The sequence below is a fragment of the Microlunatus speluncae genome, from assembly GCF_009299835.1.
Lineage (GTDB): Bacteria > Actinomycetota > Actinomycetes > Propionibacteriales > Propionibacteriaceae > Microlunatus > Microlunatus speluncae.
In genome coordinates, this window is the sequence record NZ_VKCZ01000014.1 from 270,142 (window position 1) to 285,978 (window position 15,837).

Annotated in this window: 15 protein-coding genes; 9 read left to right on the forward strand and 6 right to left on the reverse strand. The window is 70.1% G+C overall.

Annotation, left to right across the window (positions count from 1 at the left end; genetic code table 11):
- Window positions 1-58 precede the first annotated feature (58 nt).
- Window positions 59-1,024, reverse strand: coding sequence for a helix-turn-helix transcriptional regulator (locus tag FNH24_RS18050; RefSeq protein ID WP_152363606.1), 966 nt, complete (start codon window positions 1,022-1,024; stop codon window positions 59-61).
- A 61-nt stretch (window positions 1,025-1,085) separates the two neighbouring features.
- On the opposite strand from FNH24_RS18050, the gene FNH24_RS18055 reads away from it, so the two are divergent.
- Window positions 1,086-2,297 carry an epoxide hydrolase family protein gene (locus FNH24_RS18055; protein WP_152363607.1) on the forward strand — a complete coding sequence of 404 codons (1,212 nt, stop codon included), beginning with the start codon at window positions 1,086-1,088 and terminating at the stop codon, window positions 2,295-2,297.
- 14 nt (window positions 2,298-2,311) lie between these two features.
- Here the strand turns inward: FNH24_RS18055 and FNH24_RS18060 are convergent, their stop codons facing one another.
- On the reverse strand, window positions 2,312-3,427 hold the full coding sequence (locus FNH24_RS18060) for an epoxide hydrolase family protein (protein WP_217428293.1): 1,116 nt from the start codon (window positions 3,425-3,427) through the stop codon (window positions 2,312-2,314).
- 81 nt (window positions 3,428-3,508) lie between these two features.
- Window positions 3,509-4,465, reverse strand: coding sequence for a glyoxalase superfamily protein (locus FNH24_RS18065; RefSeq protein ID WP_161606188.1), 957 nt, complete (start codon window positions 4,463-4,465; stop codon window positions 3,509-3,511).
- A gap of 252 nt (window positions 4,466-4,717) precedes the next feature.
- Here FNH24_RS18065 and FNH24_RS18070 point away from each other — a divergent pair, with 252 nt between their 5' ends.
- Entirely contained in the window at window positions 4,718-5,155 is a 438-nt protein-coding gene (locus FNH24_RS18070) for a VOC family protein (protein ID WP_152363610.1), read from the forward strand.
- A 57-nt stretch (window positions 5,156-5,212) separates the two neighbouring features.
- Here FNH24_RS18070 and FNH24_RS18075 read toward each other — a convergent pair whose 3' ends face one another.
- Window positions 5,213-7,318 carry a GxGYxYP domain-containing protein gene (locus FNH24_RS18075; protein WP_152363611.1) on the reverse strand — a complete coding sequence of 702 codons (2,106 nt, stop codon included), beginning with the start codon at window positions 7,316-7,318 and terminating at the stop codon, window positions 5,213-5,215.
- Window positions 7,319-7,494: 176 nt separating this feature from the next.
- Between FNH24_RS18075 and FNH24_RS18080 the strand changes: the two genes are divergently transcribed.
- The 5 genes from FNH24_RS18080 to ruvA all read left to right on the forward strand — a co-directional run bounded on the left by FNH24_RS18080 (window position 7,495) and on the right by ruvA (window position 11,343).
- Window positions 7,495-8,715, forward strand: a complete 1,221-nt coding sequence (locus FNH24_RS18080) for a 4-hydroxybenzoate 3-monooxygenase (protein ID WP_152363612.1) — start codon at window positions 7,495-7,497, stop codon at window positions 8,713-8,715.
- A gap of 90 nt (window positions 8,716-8,805) precedes the next feature.
- Window positions 8,806-9,399: a dihydrofolate reductase family protein gene (locus FNH24_RS18085; RefSeq protein ID WP_152363613.1), complete on the forward strand. Its 594-nt coding sequence runs from the start codon at window positions 8,806-8,808 to the stop codon at window positions 9,397-9,399.
- Window positions 9,400-9,793: 394 nt separating this feature from the next.
- On the forward strand, window positions 9,794-10,051 hold the full coding sequence (locus tag FNH24_RS18090) for a hypothetical protein (RefSeq protein ID WP_152363614.1): 258 nt from the start codon (window positions 9,794-9,796) through the stop codon (window positions 10,049-10,051).
- 87 nt (window positions 10,052-10,138) lie between these two features.
- A complete protein-coding gene (gene ruvC, locus FNH24_RS18095; protein ID WP_152363615.1) occupies window positions 10,139-10,738 on the forward strand; it encodes a crossover junction endodeoxyribonuclease RuvC in 600 nt (199 codons plus the stop codon).
- A complete protein-coding gene (ruvA, locus tag FNH24_RS18100) occupies window positions 10,735-11,343 on the forward strand; it encodes a Holliday junction branch migration protein RuvA (protein ID WP_152363616.1) in 609 nt (202 codons plus the stop codon). The genes ruvC and ruvA overlap by 4 nt, the downstream gene beginning before the upstream one ends.
- A 3-nt stretch (window positions 11,344-11,346) precedes the next feature.
- Here the strand turns inward: ruvA and FNH24_RS18105 are convergent, their stop codons facing one another.
- Window positions 11,347-12,135: a hypothetical protein gene (locus tag FNH24_RS18105; protein ID WP_152363617.1), complete on the reverse strand. Its 789-nt coding sequence runs from the start codon at window positions 12,133-12,135 to the stop codon at window positions 11,347-11,349.
- Between the two features lie 164 nt (window positions 12,136-12,299).
- Window positions 12,300-13,796 (reverse strand): family 43 glycosylhydrolase, encoded by a 1,497-nt coding sequence (locus FNH24_RS18110; RefSeq protein WP_161606189.1) that lies wholly within the window; start codon window positions 13,794-13,796, stop codon window positions 12,300-12,302.
- Between the two features lie 187 nt (window positions 13,797-13,983).
- Here FNH24_RS18110 and ruvB point away from each other — a divergent pair, with 187 nt between their 5' ends.
- The gene (gene ruvB, locus FNH24_RS18115; RefSeq protein WP_152363619.1) at window positions 13,984-15,030 is read left to right on the forward strand and encodes a Holliday junction branch migration DNA helicase RuvB; all 1,047 of its coding nucleotides are present in this window, start codon (window positions 13,984-13,986) and stop codon (window positions 15,028-15,030) included.
- A 194-nt stretch (window positions 15,031-15,224) separates the two neighbouring features.
- Window positions 15,225-15,785, forward strand: coding sequence for a preprotein translocase subunit YajC (yajC, locus tag FNH24_RS18120; protein WP_161606190.1), 561 nt, complete (start codon window positions 15,225-15,227; stop codon window positions 15,783-15,785).
- Window positions 15,786-15,837 lie beyond the last annotated feature (52 nt).

Below are 15,837 nucleotides of genomic sequence, written 5' to 3' on the forward strand. Positions count from 1 at the left end.
GGCGTGGCAAGGGATCGGCTCGACGGATCTTGCCGCGCGGCAAGACCGAGCCGAGGTGTCAGGGCGCGGCCCGGGTGTACCGCGCGGCCAGCTTGCGCACCTCGGCGGCCAGCTCGGGTGCCTCGGGCACGGAGAAGTCGAGATCGAGCATGCTGAGGTAGCGGAGCATGGTGGCCGGGTCGTCTGCGCCGGAGTCCAGATCGCAGGAGTCGTCGTCGACGGGGGTGAGGGAGCCCGCCGTCCGGGGCAGCCGGGCCGCGACCACCGCCATCGGCGCGTGGATCCGCACTCTGGCCCGGTATTCCCAGGTCGCCGTCGCGGCGCCGCGGGTCACCTGCTCGATCAGCCCCTCCGGCGGCGGCGGTCGCGGCACGAACCGGGGTCCGGTCGGCACCCGCAGCGTCATCCGCTCGACCAGGAAGGTACGCCAGTCAGCCGCGTCCAGGTCGAAGGCGACCAGATACCAGCGGCCGCCGAGGTTGACCAGCCGGAACGGCTCGACGGTGCGGCGCGTGGTCGTCCCGTCCTTGGTCGCCAGGTCGAACCGGAGCCGTTCATGATCACGGCAAACGGCGATCAGCGCCGTGAGGACGGACGGGTCGACGGCCGGCGCGGCCAGCGGACCGTCATCGGCGATCGCGACGGTGTAGCGCTGCATGCCGTTGATCCGCCGGCGCAGCGGCGACGGCAGCATCAACTCCAGCTTGGCCAGGGCCCGGACCGACGGTTCCTCCATTCCGGTCACGGCCCCCGCGGCCGCGGTCCGCAGGCCGACCGCGACCGCCACGGCTTCCTCGTTGTCGAGCAGCAGCGGGGGCAGGGTGGCGCCCGGGGCCAGTCCGTAGCCGCCGCCGACCCCGGGACTGGCGTGCACGGGATACCCGAGCCGGCGCAGTCGATCGATGTCATTGCGCAGCGTCCGCCGGGCCACGCCGAGCTTCGCGGCCAGTTCGGCGCCGCTCCAGTGCTGCCGGGTCTGCAGCAGGGACAGCAGTCGCAGCAGCCGGATCGAGGTGGTCAGCATGATCGAAATCCCCTCGGATCGAGGCACGAAACGTGCCGCTATTGTCTCTAGATTCTTGTTCATGACGAACCCCGAACCGCGCCCCTTCCGCATTGCCGTCCCGCAGGCCGACCTGGACGACCTGCACGCCCGCCTGGCCAACACCCGCTGGGCGCGAGAGCTGCCCGACGTCGGCTGGACCCGGGGCGTGCCGGCCGGCTACCTCCGCCGGATCGCCGACCATTGGCAGCACAAGTACGACTGGCGCGCCGCGGAGGCGGGGCTGAACCGGCTGCCGCAGTTCGTCACCGAGGTCGACGGCCAAGAGCTCCACTTCGCGCACCTCCGGTCGGCCGAGCCGGGGGCACGGCCGCTGCTGATGGTGCACGGGTGGCCCAGTTCCTTCGTCGAGTTCACCAAGATCATCGGCCCGCTGACCGACCCGGTCGCCCACGGCGGCCGGGCCGAGGACGCGGTGCATCTGGTACTGCCGTCGATCCCCGGCTTCGGCTTCTCGCCCTTGTCCGCGCCGGGACAGGGCAACCTGTTCGCGGTCGCCGGAGCGTTCGCCGAGATCATGACCCGGCTCGGCTACGACCGGTTCCTGGCCCAGGGCACCGACGTCGGTGCCGGGTTGGTCGGCCTGCTGCCGATGGTGGCTCCGGGCCGGGTGATCGCCACGCACGTCAACGGGCCGAGCCCGTACCCGTTCGGTCCGGCGCTGTCGCTCGACGGCCTCACCGGGGCGGAGCTCGACCGGGCCGAGCGGTTCAACACCTTCCAGCAGGACGGCGCCGGCTATCTGCACCTCCAGGCCACTCGGCCGCAGACCATCGGCTACGCGCTCACCGACTCGCCGGTGGCCCAACTGGCCTGGATCGTGGAGAAGTTCGCCGAATGGACCGACCCGGCCAAGGCGCTGCCCGAGGACGCCGTCGACCTTGATCAACTTCTCACCACGGTCAGCATCTACTGGTTCAACCAGGTCGGCGCCTCGGCCGCGCATGCGTTGTACGACGGGATGCAGGCCTACCGGGCCTTCGCGCAGCCGGCCGCCGGCGACGGGGATCAGGCGGCCGAGGCCTGGGAGCCGGCCACGGGCGGTTGGGAGCCGTCGCCCGCGCCGCCGTCCGCTGTCGCCGTGTTCGCCGCCGACCTGACGGTGCGCCGCGAAGTCGATCCGGCCGGCAGCCACGCCCGCTGGACCGAGTACGACAGCGGCGGCCACTTCCCGGCGATGGAGGTGCCCGATCTGCTCGTCGCGGATCTCCGGGAGTTCTTCCGGGACCACTGAGTCGCCGATTTCGGTCAGTCGGCCGACTCGAGGGTGGCGAAGAGGGAGCGGAGGTCGCCGATCATCAGGTCGGGGGCGTCGAAGGCGCCGTAGTGGCTGCCGCGGTCGAACTCGCTCCACTGGATCAGGTTGTGCTCACGCTCGACGAAGGCGCGGACCGAGGGCAGATCGTGGGGGAACTGGGCCACCCCGAGCGGCACGTCCGCCGCGACCGGCAGCTGCTCTCGGTCGGCCTCGCAGTAGATCCGGATCGCCGAGCCGGCCGTGCCGGTCAGCCAGTGGGTCGAGGCGTGGGTGAGGATCGCCTCGATCTCCTGGTCGCCCATGCACTGCACGTTCCAGGCGACCAGGCCGGCGGGGGAGTCGGAGATCGCGTGGGCGAGGGTCTGCGGCTGCTCGCTGTGCACCATGGCGTACGACGCGGTGGTCGAGAACTGCTGCCAGGCCTCCATCGCCGCCCGGTCCCGCGGCGACAGGCCGGCGATCAGTTCCGGCTCGTCGGTCGGGGCATCGAACCAGGCCTGGGTGACGTGGGCGCCGATCACCGCCTCCGTCGCGAGCCGGCCGATCTCCGGCGCGATCCCGGAGCCCCAGTCGTTGCCGACCGTGCCGTAGCGGTCGTAGCCGAGGCGATGCATCAGTTCCACGAAGGCGCCGGCGATCCGGCCGACGCCCCAGCCCGTGTCCGCGGTCGGCCCGGAGAAGCCGAAGCCGGGCAGCGACGGCAGCACCAGGTCGAACGCGATGCTGGAGTCGAGTCCGTGCCCGGCCGGATCGGACAGCGGGCCGAGCACGTTGAGATACTCGAACACCGAGCCCGGCCAGCCATGGCACAAGATCAACGGGATCGCGTTCGGTTCGGGCGACTTGATCCAGCCGAAGTGCACCCGGCTGCCGTCGATCTCGGTCTGGTAGTGCGGATAGGCATTCAGCCGCGCCTCCCAGGCCCGCCAGTCATAACTGTCCTTCCAGTACGTGACCAGCTCGCGGACCCGCGCGTTCGAGGTGCCGTAGCCCTCGTCGCCGCCGGCCGGTTCCGGCGCCCAGCGGGTCCGGGCCAGTCGGTCGTGCAGGTCGGTCAGCTCCGCCTCGGGGATGGCGATCGGTGCCGGCTGAATCAGATCGTTCATGATCATGCTCCTTCAATCCTCGGGTCGTCCTTCACCACCGAGGTCGGAGCCGGATCGCCGCCGTCGACATCGTCCGCGGGATCAATGTCCGGCGGCGAACCCGGCCAGGATGATCGGCCACTCGGCGAAGTGGCCGCGCCGATCGGCGTTGGTGCCGTTCCAGCCGCCGTGCTCGAACCGGACCCGGGTCCGGTCGCCGTCCGGCCGAAACGTGACGGTGAGCGTCGACGGATAGTCCGGATCCTGCGCCAGCGTGAACGTCTGGGCATAGCGCGAGCCCCGCTGCCAGGCGGTGATCGTGCCGATCGGGTTGTCGCCGCCCGGATTGCGGAAGATCACCTCGCCGTTCTCGAGCACCGGGTGTCCGTCCGGTGCGAGGCCGTAGTTCCGCCACCAGGAAAAGGAGGTGAACCGGTCGAACGCCGCATCCGGATCAAGATCAACGACGACCTCGTGCACGATGGGAGCCAGCTCGTCCGGCACTCGATCCGCGACGGCCACGCCGGGCTCGACGTAGGTGATCCGGTTGCCGCACGGATCATGCACGGTGACGGTGCGGCCGAGCGCGGTGTCCTCCAGGCCCGGTTTCGCGTAGCCATAGTCCCGCGCCGTCAGTTCGGCGTGGACGGCCGCGGCATCGGGCACCTCGATCAGGACCGCGGTGCCTGGGGTCCCATCGCCGTGGTGCGCGGAGAGATGGATCCGCTCTCCGTGCGAGCCGCTGAGTCTGACGTACCAGAGCGCGTGCCCGTCGGACTGCACTTCGCTGTCGACCGTCCAGCCGAGGAAGTCGACGTAGAACGATCGGGTGGCCCGCCAGTCGAAGATCCGCAGGATCGGGAGCACCGGAGCCGGTGCCTGTCGCGCCGGATCGGCCGGAGCCAGTCCGGACAGGGTGTTCCAGTCGCGGAGGCCGTGGGTGGTGGCGATCAGTTCGAGAGTCTGCGAATGACCGAGCTCGAAACCGCGGTCGGCGAGCGCGCGGCGCAGCCGTTTCGCCTGGTCCTTGGCCTCGCGTTGGGTGGGCAGCATGATCATGACGTGTCCTCTCCGCGGGAGTGACCTCATGGGTGCCTGCGTTGCCCAGTCGTTCCGCGGGGGTCATCGTCGATGATCAACACTGCGGAAGGTCGGCATTCGCCATCCCGTCACCGGGGCAGGCGGCCGGCTGCCGTGGCCGTACCCGGGCATCATGTCACGATCGGTCGGCGCGCGGATCAGAAACTGTCCGGGTCGGCTGGCAGGGTGAGCGGATGACCGAGATTTCCCGCTCCCGACAGGAGGCCTGAGATGGCCAAGGCGTTCCAGCTGACCTTCGACTGTGGCGATCCGGGCGCCGTGGCCGGGTTCTGGGCCGAGGCACTCGGCTACGAGCTCGCCGCTCCGCCGCCCGGCTTCGACAGCTGGGAGGCGGCGCTGGACGCCATGGGCGTGCCGGAGGATCAGCGCAACAATGCCTCGGCGGTGATCGATCCGGCGGGCACCGGGCCGCGGCTGTTCTTCCAGCGGGTGCCGGAGGGCAAGACGGCCAAGAACCGGGTCCACCTCGACGTCCGGGCCGCCCCGGGCCTGGAGGGCGACGAGCGGATGGCCGCGCTGGAGGCCGAGTGCGAGCGGCTGGTCGCACTCGGCGCGCAGCGCCGGGAGCGCCATGAGCCGGCACCGCCGATGAGCGGCGGGTTCATCGTGATGGCCGACCCGGAGGGCAACGAGTTCTGCCTGGACTGACCGCCCCGCCGCCGGCCTCGAGCTCTCCCGTCCGAGGCCGGCCACGGGGTCCGGCGGTCAGCGCGGGGCCGGGGTGATCTGCGGAGCCGGGGTGGACCGGCCCCGACGGGCCGCCACGGCCGGCGAGGGCGGCGGCGGTCCGGGGTTCGGCGTCCGGCGGAGCAGGTCGAAGAACGCGTCGCCGAGCAGCACCTGATAGCGATCGTCCGCGGCCAGCAGGTCGTTCAGCTGGGAGATGTCGGTCGGATTCCAGCCCCAGGCGAAGATCCCGGCCGAGATGAAGTACGGCGCCTCGCCGTCCCAGTCGGCGATGTAGGCGTCCAGCCCGGCCTTGAATTCGACCGCCTGCCCGGGCGCCCCGAAGTGGCCGATCACCGGCAGGTCGCCGTCGGCGATGACGCCGCCGCCGTCCCAGGACTGCATGATGCCGCGCAGCGGGGTGTTCTCTTGGTACGAGTTGATCACCCACTCCGGCATCGGGATCCAGCCGTTCTCGTCCCGGTTGTTGTAGGCGTAGACCAGATCCAGGCCGGTCAGCCGGAGATAGCGCCCGGTCACCTCCGTGTAGGCGTCGAAGTCGGCCTGCGGCCACGATCCGCCATAGGTGTAGCCGGCGCCGGACGGACCACAGACCAGCAGGTCGTTCTCGGTCGCGGTCTCCTGGTAGAAGCGATACAGCGCCGGAGCCGTGTCGGCCAGCACCGGGCTGATCGTCCAGTTGGTCGGCGCCTTGCCGCGGTCCGGGTTGTCCCAGAGGATCCGCATGTGGCGCTGGCAGTACTGGATGTTGTCGCCCTCGCCGACCGTCATCGTGACGTACGCCTTGTTCGCCACCGGCGTCCGCCGCACCCGACGGATCCGCGGCGAGATGTCGGCCGGGACGCCGGAGTGCACGGTGCCGTTGGTGAAGAAGTCGGCCGCGAACACCTCCACGCTCTGGGTCGCGGCCAGGTCGACCCCGCCCCATTCGCCGGCGACGTCGTTGGAGAACCAGCCCAGATAAGGCGTGGTGGCCTCGGTCGCGCCGAAGATCTCCCGGAGCAGTTCGCCCGGCTCGCCGTTCGGGTCGAGCCAGACCACCATCGCCTTGGTCGCGACCACGTAGTCGCGGAAGTGCGGGAACGGCTCGATCCGGGTCGGCGCGGTGTCGGTGACGGAGATCAGGTACTGGTTCCACAGGTCGACGGTGACCTCGAGCTTGGTCGTGCCCTCCGGCGCCTCGAACCGGTAGACCCAGAAGTTGCCGCCATCGGCGAACCGGTTGTCGTCACCGCCGATCGAGGAGTTGCCGCCCTCGACCAGGAACTCGGCCTCCTCCGGGGTGTCGGGTAGGAAGTTGGCGATCTCGGTGCCGTCGGCGACGACCTTGGCCGAGGCCACCGAGGCACCCCAGCCGTCGTTGCCGAACGAGTCGGCGAACTTCACGAAGACCGCCTCGCCGCCGAGCCCGGCCGAGACGTCGAAGGTGTAGAGGTCGCGGTTGGAGGAGTCGCGGATCTGTTCGGTCTCCCGGGCGATCTCCTGCCACTCGACACCGTCGACATCGACCACCCGCGTCGGCGGCAGCCCGGTCAGCAGCCGCTGCTCACAGCGCGGCCACAGCTCGTCGATCTGCCACTGGTAGATCTGGGTCTTGCTCTGCCCGGTGAACTTGCCGCGCAGGTCCTCGATGATCTTGAGATCGTACGTTTCGGCCTGCTCGGCCGTGGCGACGACGGCACCCTCCAACCCGGCCAGGGTGGTGGCGATGTTGACCGTGTCCCGGACCGCCGGGTCGTAGACGATCGCGCCCTTGACCTTGTCGGCGTAGGCCGCAACCAGCTCCAGCGGCTGATCATGAACGGTCTTCGGCACGTCGATCGTGTCCAGCCACTTGTCGTCCACACCCGAGTCGTCGTAGGCGAAGTAGAGCTCCGGCCGGACCCGGTTGACCGCGCCCTGCAAGGTGGTCAGCAGAAGTTGATCTTCACCCAGCAGCGTGTGGATGTCGGCGACGTCGAGGTGCTTCGGCTTGGCGAACGAGGGGAGCAGCCGGCCCTCGGTCCAGGTGATGCCGCGGGTCGCGGCGGCGGCGCCGGTCGCCGTGCCGCCGAGCCAGCCGGCGGTCAGCCCGGCCGTGGCGATGGCGCCGTTGATCTTGAGAAAGCTGCGACGAGAAACCATGGGTGCCCACTTCCTTGTGCGGTACCGCCGGGTCAACGCAGGATGCCCGGGGTCCTGGTTCGGTGCCGCGAAGGTATCAACGCCGACCGACGCCGGTCAGCCGCTTCCCGACAACGTTCCACCCTTTGGTCAAACAATTTGTGAAAATGCCGGAGCAGGTGGCCGATAATGCTCGGATGGTCAATGTCGACAACGCTGCGGGGTCCGCCGACCCGACCCAGACCTCGGTGATCATCATCGGCGCCGGGCCGGCCGGCCTGACCATCGGCAACGTCCTCCGGGCCGCGGGCATCGACTGCCTGGTCCTCGAAGCCGAGTCCCGCGACTTCATCGAGCGACGGCCCCGGGCCGGGGTGATCGAGGAACCGGTCGTCCGCGGCCTGGAACGGCGTGGACTTGCGGCGAACCTGCTGAGCCGGGCGCAGCGTCAGGACGCCTGTGAGTTCCGGTTCGACGGTGGGCGCCACCGGTTCGACTTCGGTGCGCTGACGGGTCGCCAGCACTGGGTGTATCCGCAGCAGCATCTGGTGACGGATCTGCTCCGCGAGTACGCCGACGTCCGCCGGGGCCGGATCAGCTTCGGTGTCCGCGACGTCGTACTCCATGATCTGGCGACGGAGCGGCCCGGCGTGTCCTTCACCGACGCCGCCTCGGGGCAGCGCCGGATGATCACCGGCGACTTCGTCGCGGGCTGCGACGGAGCCCGTGGGGTGACCCGCGCCGGGCTGCCGGAAGACCTCCGCGTCTCCAGCCTCGACTACGGGATCGGCTGGCTGGCCATCCTCGCGGAGGCGCCGCCGTCCAACGATTGCGCGACGTTCGGCCTGCACCCGAACGGCTTCGCCGGTCACATGTCCCGCAGCCCGGAGGTGACCCGCTACTACCTGGAGTGCCTGCCGGGGGACCAGCCCGATGACTGGCCGGCCGAGCGGGTCTGGCCGGAACTGCGGGAGCGGCTCGCGGCGACGGGGGCCGAGCCTCTGTCCGAGGGTCGGTTGATCGAGAAGCGGGTGCTCGAGTTGCACAACTCCGTGGTCGAACCGATGGCGTCGGGTCGGCTCTTCCTGGCCGGCGACGCCGCCCACCTGACCGCACCCATTGCGGCCAAGGGCATGAATCTCGCACTGCACGATGCCTTCCTGCTGGGCGATGCGCTGGTCGGCTTTCTCGCGCGGGCCGATCGGGGCGGCCTGAACGGCTATTCGGAGGCCTGCCTGCGGCGGGTCTGGGACTACCAGGACTGCTCCCGCTCCCTCTCCGAGATCTTCCACGGACCCTCGTCGGGCGATCCGTTCCTGGCCGGTGCCGCCACCGCCCGGTTGCGCCGGCTGTTCACCTCGCCGACCGCCGCGGCCGCCTTCGCCGAGCAGTTTCTCGGTCTCGCCGCCCAGTACTGACCCCTGGCCGTGTCCGGCTCGGTCCGGTCGTTCCGACTACAGGTTGAGAGCGGCGCACGGAGGCGCCGCCGGAGCCGAAGGATGAAGATCATGGGAATCGTGTTCTCGAGCTTCACGGTGTCGCTGGACGGCTTCGTCGCCTATCCGGACGACTCGGTCGGAGAGTTGTTCGAGTGGTACGCCAACGGCGAGGTGGAGGTCCGGCCGGCGGGGTATCCGATCACGTTCCGGATGTCCGAGGCCAGCGCCCGCTACTGGCGTCGGAACGAGACCGAAGGTGTGTTCGTCTGCGGCCGCGGAATCTTCGACCATGCCAACGGCTGGGGCGGGAAGCCACCGAACGACTCGCCGACGTTCGTGATCACCCATCGACCGCCGCCGGCGGACTGGCCCCCGATCCCGGGTGCCCCGTTCACCTTCGTCGACAGCGTGCAGCGGGCGATCGAGCAGGCGCGGGCGGTGGCCGGCGACCGGGACATCAACGTCGCCGGTCCGAGCATTGCGCAGCAGTGCATCAACCTGGGGATCCTGGACGAGGTCCGGCTGGACCTGGCGCCGATCTTCCTGCGCGACGGGATCCGCTATTTCGACAACCTGGACAACGAGAACACCAGGCTCGAGCTGCTCGAGGTCGTGGAGGGCAAGCGGATCACCCATCTGCGCTACCGGGTGACCTACGCCTGAGCACTTGGGGTGGGCGCGGATGCCCGTGGCTCCAAGCGGGTGCGTTACCGGGTAGGCACCGGTTGGTCCTGCGGGAGGAAAGGCGCGCCAAGGGCGGGCGGGCCGAGCGGGATGCCACCGATCCGGCCGACCGGCGGTCGTTCGCCGGAGTGACCGGAATCCAGCACGGGTTGGCCGAACGGGCCCGAAACGGGGCTGACTGGCGAACGGGTGCTGGATTCCGGTCAGCCGGCTCAGCTGGCGGTGCGAGACTGAAGCGGCTGAGGCGGCGGGTCTACTGACCAACGGAGCACCGACTGCGGCGGCGGCACCGGGCTGCATCGGGAAGAACTTCAACGAGTCACGCTCGCTGGGCCCGGGCGAAGCGATCTGCAACGGCAACTATCTGGTCCGGATGCAGACGAACGGCGACCTCGTGCTGCGGAAGATCTCGACCGGCCGGGCCTGCTGGACCTCCGGCACGCGCGCCACGAACGCGACCGCGAGCTTCAAGGCGGGCTACATCACGCCGGCCGGCCACGTGCACCCCTACGTGCTGATCGCCGGTAAGAAGATCTGGGGCACCAATCATGTCGGTGACCCCGGGACCAATGCCAACGTGAACGGCAACGGCGAGTTCTGGATCGGCTATCACAAGGCGGGCTCCTGCTAGACCCGTAGCCAGGCGTCGTCGCCGAGGGTGCGACCTCGGCGGCGCGTCGGCCGGCTGCGCGCCGGGTCACCGGATAAGGTTCCGAACGTGTGTTCGGATGGATCGCGACGGGTGCTCGGGGTCGATCCCGGGCTGACCCGGTGCGGGCTCGGCGTGGTCGACGGCCGGCCCGGGCGTCCCCCGACGATGGTCGCGGTCGGCGTGGTGCGGACGCCGCCGGACCTGGACCCGTCCCGCCGGCTGCTGCTGATCGAGCAGGGGATCGAGGAGTGGGTCACCGAGCACCGGCCCGCCGCGGTCGCCGTGGAGCGGGTTTTCGCGCAGCACAACGTGCAGACGGTGATGGGGACGGCCCAGGCGGCCGGCATCGCCATGCTCGTCGCCGCCCGGCACGGGCTGCCGGTCGCGCTGCACACCCCGAGCGAGGTCAAGGCGGCGATCACCGGCTCCGGCCGGGCCGGGAAGGAACAGATAGGACAGATGGTGACCCGAATCCTCAAGCTGGACGCCAAGCCGACGCCGGCCGACGCGGCCGACGCGCTGGCGCTGGCGATCTGCCACGTCTGGCGCGGCGGTGGCACGTCCCGGCTGACCGACGCGGTCGGGGCGGCCGCGGCGCAGCAGGCGCGGCAACGGGCGGCCTATGCGGCGGCGACCGGCCGGGCCAGGGGAGGGCGGGCGTCGTGATCGCGCGACTGACCGGCGAGGTCGTCCAGCTCGGCGCGACCTCGGCGGTGCTCGAGGTCGGCGGCGTCGGGATGCTGGTCCAGTGCGGCCCCAACACCACCGCGACCCTGCGCCTCGGCCAGGCCGCGACGCTGGCCACCTCGCTGGTGGTTCGGGAGGACTCGCTCACCCTGTACGGCTTCGCGACCACCGAGGAACGCGAGTTGTTCGAGCTGCTGCTGACCGCCTCCGGCGTCGGCCCCAAACTGGCCCAGGCCTCGCTCGCGGTGCTCAGCCCGGACGACCTGCGCAGCGCCATCGCGACCGAAAACCTGGTCGCCCTGACCGCGGTGCCCGGCATCGGCCGCAAGGGCGCCCAGCGGATCGTGATCGAACTCAAGGACAAGATCAACACCGTCGGCCTGACCGGCCGCCCGGCCGCGCCCACGCCCAGTCAGGTCCCGGCCTGGCGGGACCAGGTCAGCCAGGGCCTGCAGGGCCTAGGCTGGTCCGCCCGGGATGCCGAGGCCGCCTGCGACAACGTCGAGCCGCTGGTCGCCGACGACCCCGACCTCGGCGTCGCCCAGATCATGCGGGCGGCTTTGCAGTCCCTGGCCAAGAAGTAGGGCTCAGGTCGGCTGCAGGGCCGATTGCACCACGACCACGCCGTCGCCGAACTTCTGGTTCAGCGCACTCTGGATCGATCCGTCGTCCCAGACCACGTCGGCCCGCACCACGCCGGCGCGGGCGTCGGCCGAGCTGGACAGGAAACCCTTCACCTGGCCCAGTTGTTCTTGGACGGCCTGCAATTCGGCCTCGGTCCGCTCGGCCCGGGAGACGCAGAGCATGCCGCTCCACACGGCCCGGAGCTTCGCCTCGGCTGCGGCGACGTCACCGGTGACCGCGACGTTGAGCACCGTGTACAGCGGATCGTTCATCCGTCGCTCCACTTCCTCGGGAGGGAGCTTCTCGCGGGCCGCCGGGTTCGGGCTCTGGTCGACCCAGGCGGTGGAATAGTCGTCGAAGGACGCGGCCAGGGTCGCGGCCGCGTCCAGGTCCTCGGCCGAGACCTTGGAGGTGTCGCTCACCCGCCAACCGCCGGCGGGTTCGGGGCAGGCGGAGGTCCAGGTGTGGTCGTCGGAGTCCGGCCAGACGTAGCCGTCGCCGGACCGTACGTCGGTCGGGGTGAAGACCTCCGAGGTCGGGTCGTAGCGGCCGGTCACGATGAACTCGCCCCACCGCGTCCCGGACGCCTGCTCGAACTTCCCCTTCCAGTCGGACCAGTCCCAGCCGGCCAGCTTCGGCCCGCCGCACTGAGGTGGGTAGGACGCCGCGACCGCGCCCAGGCACAACTCGGCACCGGAACCGCTGTCCAGCACGGTCACGGGATGCCTGGTGGTGACGGAGTCGCTCGACACGGCGGGACGGCTCGGAGCCGGGACTGCCGGTCGGCCCGGGCCGGCGGGCAACCCACAGGCGGCACAGAGAAGGACGAGCCCGGCAACGCTGCCGGCCAACCTCAGAACTCGGCTCATGGCCCTGAGTATCCGCCAGGTGTCCAACGGGGAGGCGGAACCTTCGGCTACACCGGGTTCAGCCGCCACTTCTGGCAGTCGCCCTGCCAGTAGTTCCAGAGCCCCACGTTGACGCGTGGCGTGTTCGCGCAGCCGACTACGTCGAGCGACCGGCCGCTGATCTTCGACGAGATCCGGACGTAGCCACCCGGCAGCCGGTCGACGTACCACCGCTGGCAATCGCTGCCGGAGTAGGGGAACTGCACCGCGGAGCCACCGTTGCCGGCCGAACAACCGGCGACGTGCAGAGCCAGGCCGTTGTCGGTGTTGATGATCTTGTACGTCCCGGTGCCGTCGTCGAGATTGGTCAGCTGCCACCGCTGGCACGAGCTGGCGACGTCCTGCCAGACCGACACCTGGGCGCCCTCGGTCTCCGAGCAGTCCAGCACGTCGAGCGCACCGGTCGGGATGTTCTTCGGCGCGATCCGATAGGTGCCGTTGGTGACCGGAGCCGCCCCCGGATCCCCGGCCGGCAGGGCCACGTTCTGCCAACTGGCGGAGGGGACTCCGAAGTCCGGCGTGCCGTCCGGGGCGAAGGTCACCTTGTTGATCCGCAGGGTCCGGTCACCGCCGCAGCTGCCGTACGGCGCGCCGCTGGAGCTGGTCACCGCGTGGTAGGCGCTCCACACCTCGCTGCCGTCCGGAGAGGTGAAGAAGCTGTTGTGTCCCGGGCCGAACACCCAGTTGGCGTCGTTGCGCTGGAAGACCGCGGTGGTCGACTTCTTCCAGGACGCCTGGTCGACCACGTCTCCGCCCAGATACTCCAGCGTGCCGAGGGCGTAATCCGCGGTCGAGCAGCCGCTGCCGGAGAAGACGACGTAGGTCTTGTTCCCGCGCCGCAGGGCCGTCGGGCCCTCGTTGATCGCGCCGTGCGTCTCCCACGGATACGTCGCCTGGGACAGCAGCGACGGGGGACCGGACAAGGTCCACGGGTTGCCCATCGGGGCGATGTAGAGGTTCTGCGGACCGCCGTTCAGATGGCCGGACCAGACCTGGTAGAGCGACCCGTCGGGCATGGTCAGCACTGTGCCGTCGATGGAGAAGTCGTTCTGGGTGGCGAGTTTCGCCTTGTACGCATATGGCCCCATGGGGTCCGAGCCTGTGCTCTCCAGCACGAACATCCGGTGCTTGGAGAAGTCGGAGCTGTTCTCCTGGGCGGTGTAGTAGACGTAGAACTTTCCGTTGATGAAGTGGATCTCCGGTGCCCAGATGTGGCAGCACCGATCGGCGCCCGAGTCCTGCCAGATCGTCGTCGACGGCGCCGTCGCCAGCTCGGCGACGGACTGTGCCCGCACCAGCACGATCCGGTCCACCGTCGTGTACGTCAGGTAATAGCTGCCCTGGTGGACGAACAGCCACGGATCGGCGACCCCCTCGCGCAGCGGGTTGCGCACGGTCTGCGGCGGCGCGGCCGCGGCAGTGGGCTCGGCGTCGGCCGCCGTCGGCGTGATCACTGCCGCGAGCGACAGCACCAGGGTCAGCAGCAGAGACAGCACCAAGATCATGGTCCGAGGGGACGAAGGAGTCGAGCGCATCTGGCCTCCAAGGCGTCGAGCCCACCGCGATGGCTCAATCGGCAACGTCGTTGTATACGCATCCATCGTCGACAGGATCCGGGCGCCGCGTCAATCAGTCACCGTGGACCAGTGCCGTCATGTCACTTCTTCGGGCACCCCTTGACACAATGACCGGGTGACCGAGGACGATCTGACCAACCCTGATCCCGAGCCGGATGAGCGGACCCTGGAGTCCGCGGTCCGGCCCGGATCGCTGGCCGAGTTCACCGGCCAGCGACGGGTTTCGGATCAGCTGAGCCTGGTCCTCGACGCCGCCCGCCACCGCGGTGCCGTACCCGATCACGTGTTGCTGTCCGGCCCACCCGGGCTGGGCAAGACGACGCTGGCCATGATCATCGCCAATGAGCTGAGCACCCCGATCCGGATCTCGTCCGGCCCCGCGATCCAGCACGCCGGTGACCTCGCGGCGATCCTGTCCGGGCTGGTGGAGGGCGAGGTCTTCTTCCTCGACGAGATCCACCGGATGTCCCGGCCGGCCGAGGAGATGCTCTATCTGGCGATGGAGGACTTCCGGGTCGACGTGGTGGTCGGCAAGGGTCCGGGCGCGACCGCGATCCCGATCGAGATCCCGCGCTTCACCCTGGTCGGCGCGACCACCCGGGCCGGCCTGCTGCCGGGGCCGCTGCGGGACCGGTTCGGGTTCACTGCGCAGCTCGACTACTACGCCGACGATGCGCTGGAGCGGATCGTCAACCGGTCGTCGACCCTGTACGGCGTCGTGGTGAAGCCGGACGCGGCCGCCGAGATCGCGTCCCGGTCCCGCGGCACACCCCGGATCGCCAACCGGCTGCTCCGCCGGGTCCGCGACTTCGCCCAGGTCCGGGCCGACGGCGTGGTCACCCGGGACGTCGCCCGCGCCGCGCTGGAGCTGTACGAGGTCGACGCGCTCGGGCTGGACCGGCTGGACCGTGCGGTGCTGGACGCGATCTGCCGCCGGTTCGGCGGCGGCCCGGTCGGCCTGTCCACGCTGGCCATCTCGGTCGGCGAGGAGGCGGAAACGGTCGAGGAGGTGGCCGAGCCGTTCCTGGTCCGGGAGGGATTCCTGATGCGGACCCCGCGCGGCCGGGTCGCCACCGCCGCCGCCTGGAAGCACCTCGGCCTGACCGTGCCGGCCGGCGCCCGGGGCATCGTCGACGAGCTGCCCGACCTGTTCAGCCAGTGAATCGACCGCCCCGGCGCGGGATCCGGCGTCCGTCGCCGGAGCCGAATGCCGACTCACGCCGCGGGCGTCTGTCTGTTCCCAGGCAGACTGGGTAGAGTACGGCGGTCGGCGCTTGCCGGCGCCCATTCGGCGTGGACCCGCAACCCTGCGCCCCGAAGTTGATTTGTGGAGACATGGACCCCAATTCGCCAGTCATGACGATCGTCCTGATCGGGCTCATGGTCGTAGCGTTCTACTTCCTGATGATCCGGCCGCAACGGAAGCGGCAGCAGAAGCAGCAGGAGACGCTCAACCAGCTGCAACCGGGCACCAAGGTGCTCCTCGGCAGCGGCGTGTTCGGCACCATCCTCCGGATCGGGGACAAGCAGGCCGTGCTGGAGCTGTCGCCCGGAAACGAGCTGACTGTGCTGAAGCAGGCCATCGTGCGTGTCGCCGGCCCCGAGGACGAGGACAACCCGGAGACCGTCACCGATGTCGTCCCGGAGCCGGCCGAGCCGGCGTCCACGCTCGATCTGAAGGAGTCCGAGCTCGCCGACGCCGACGCGAAGGACGAGCCGGGGGAGCAGACCTGGCGCGAGTACTCGATCCCGCAGAACGACGACAACACGACGACCGCCGGCCAGCTGAACGGGGATCAGCAGGCCGTGGATCCCGCGGTCGACGACGCGGGCCAGGACGCCCCCGTTGCCACCGCCGACGAGGACGCGGCTGCCAAGGAGAAGGCGGCCAAGGACGAGACGTCCTCGAAGGAATAGCAGCACTCGACGGACCAGCGCGCAGCCCCGCCGGGACGCGCGTACCCACTCG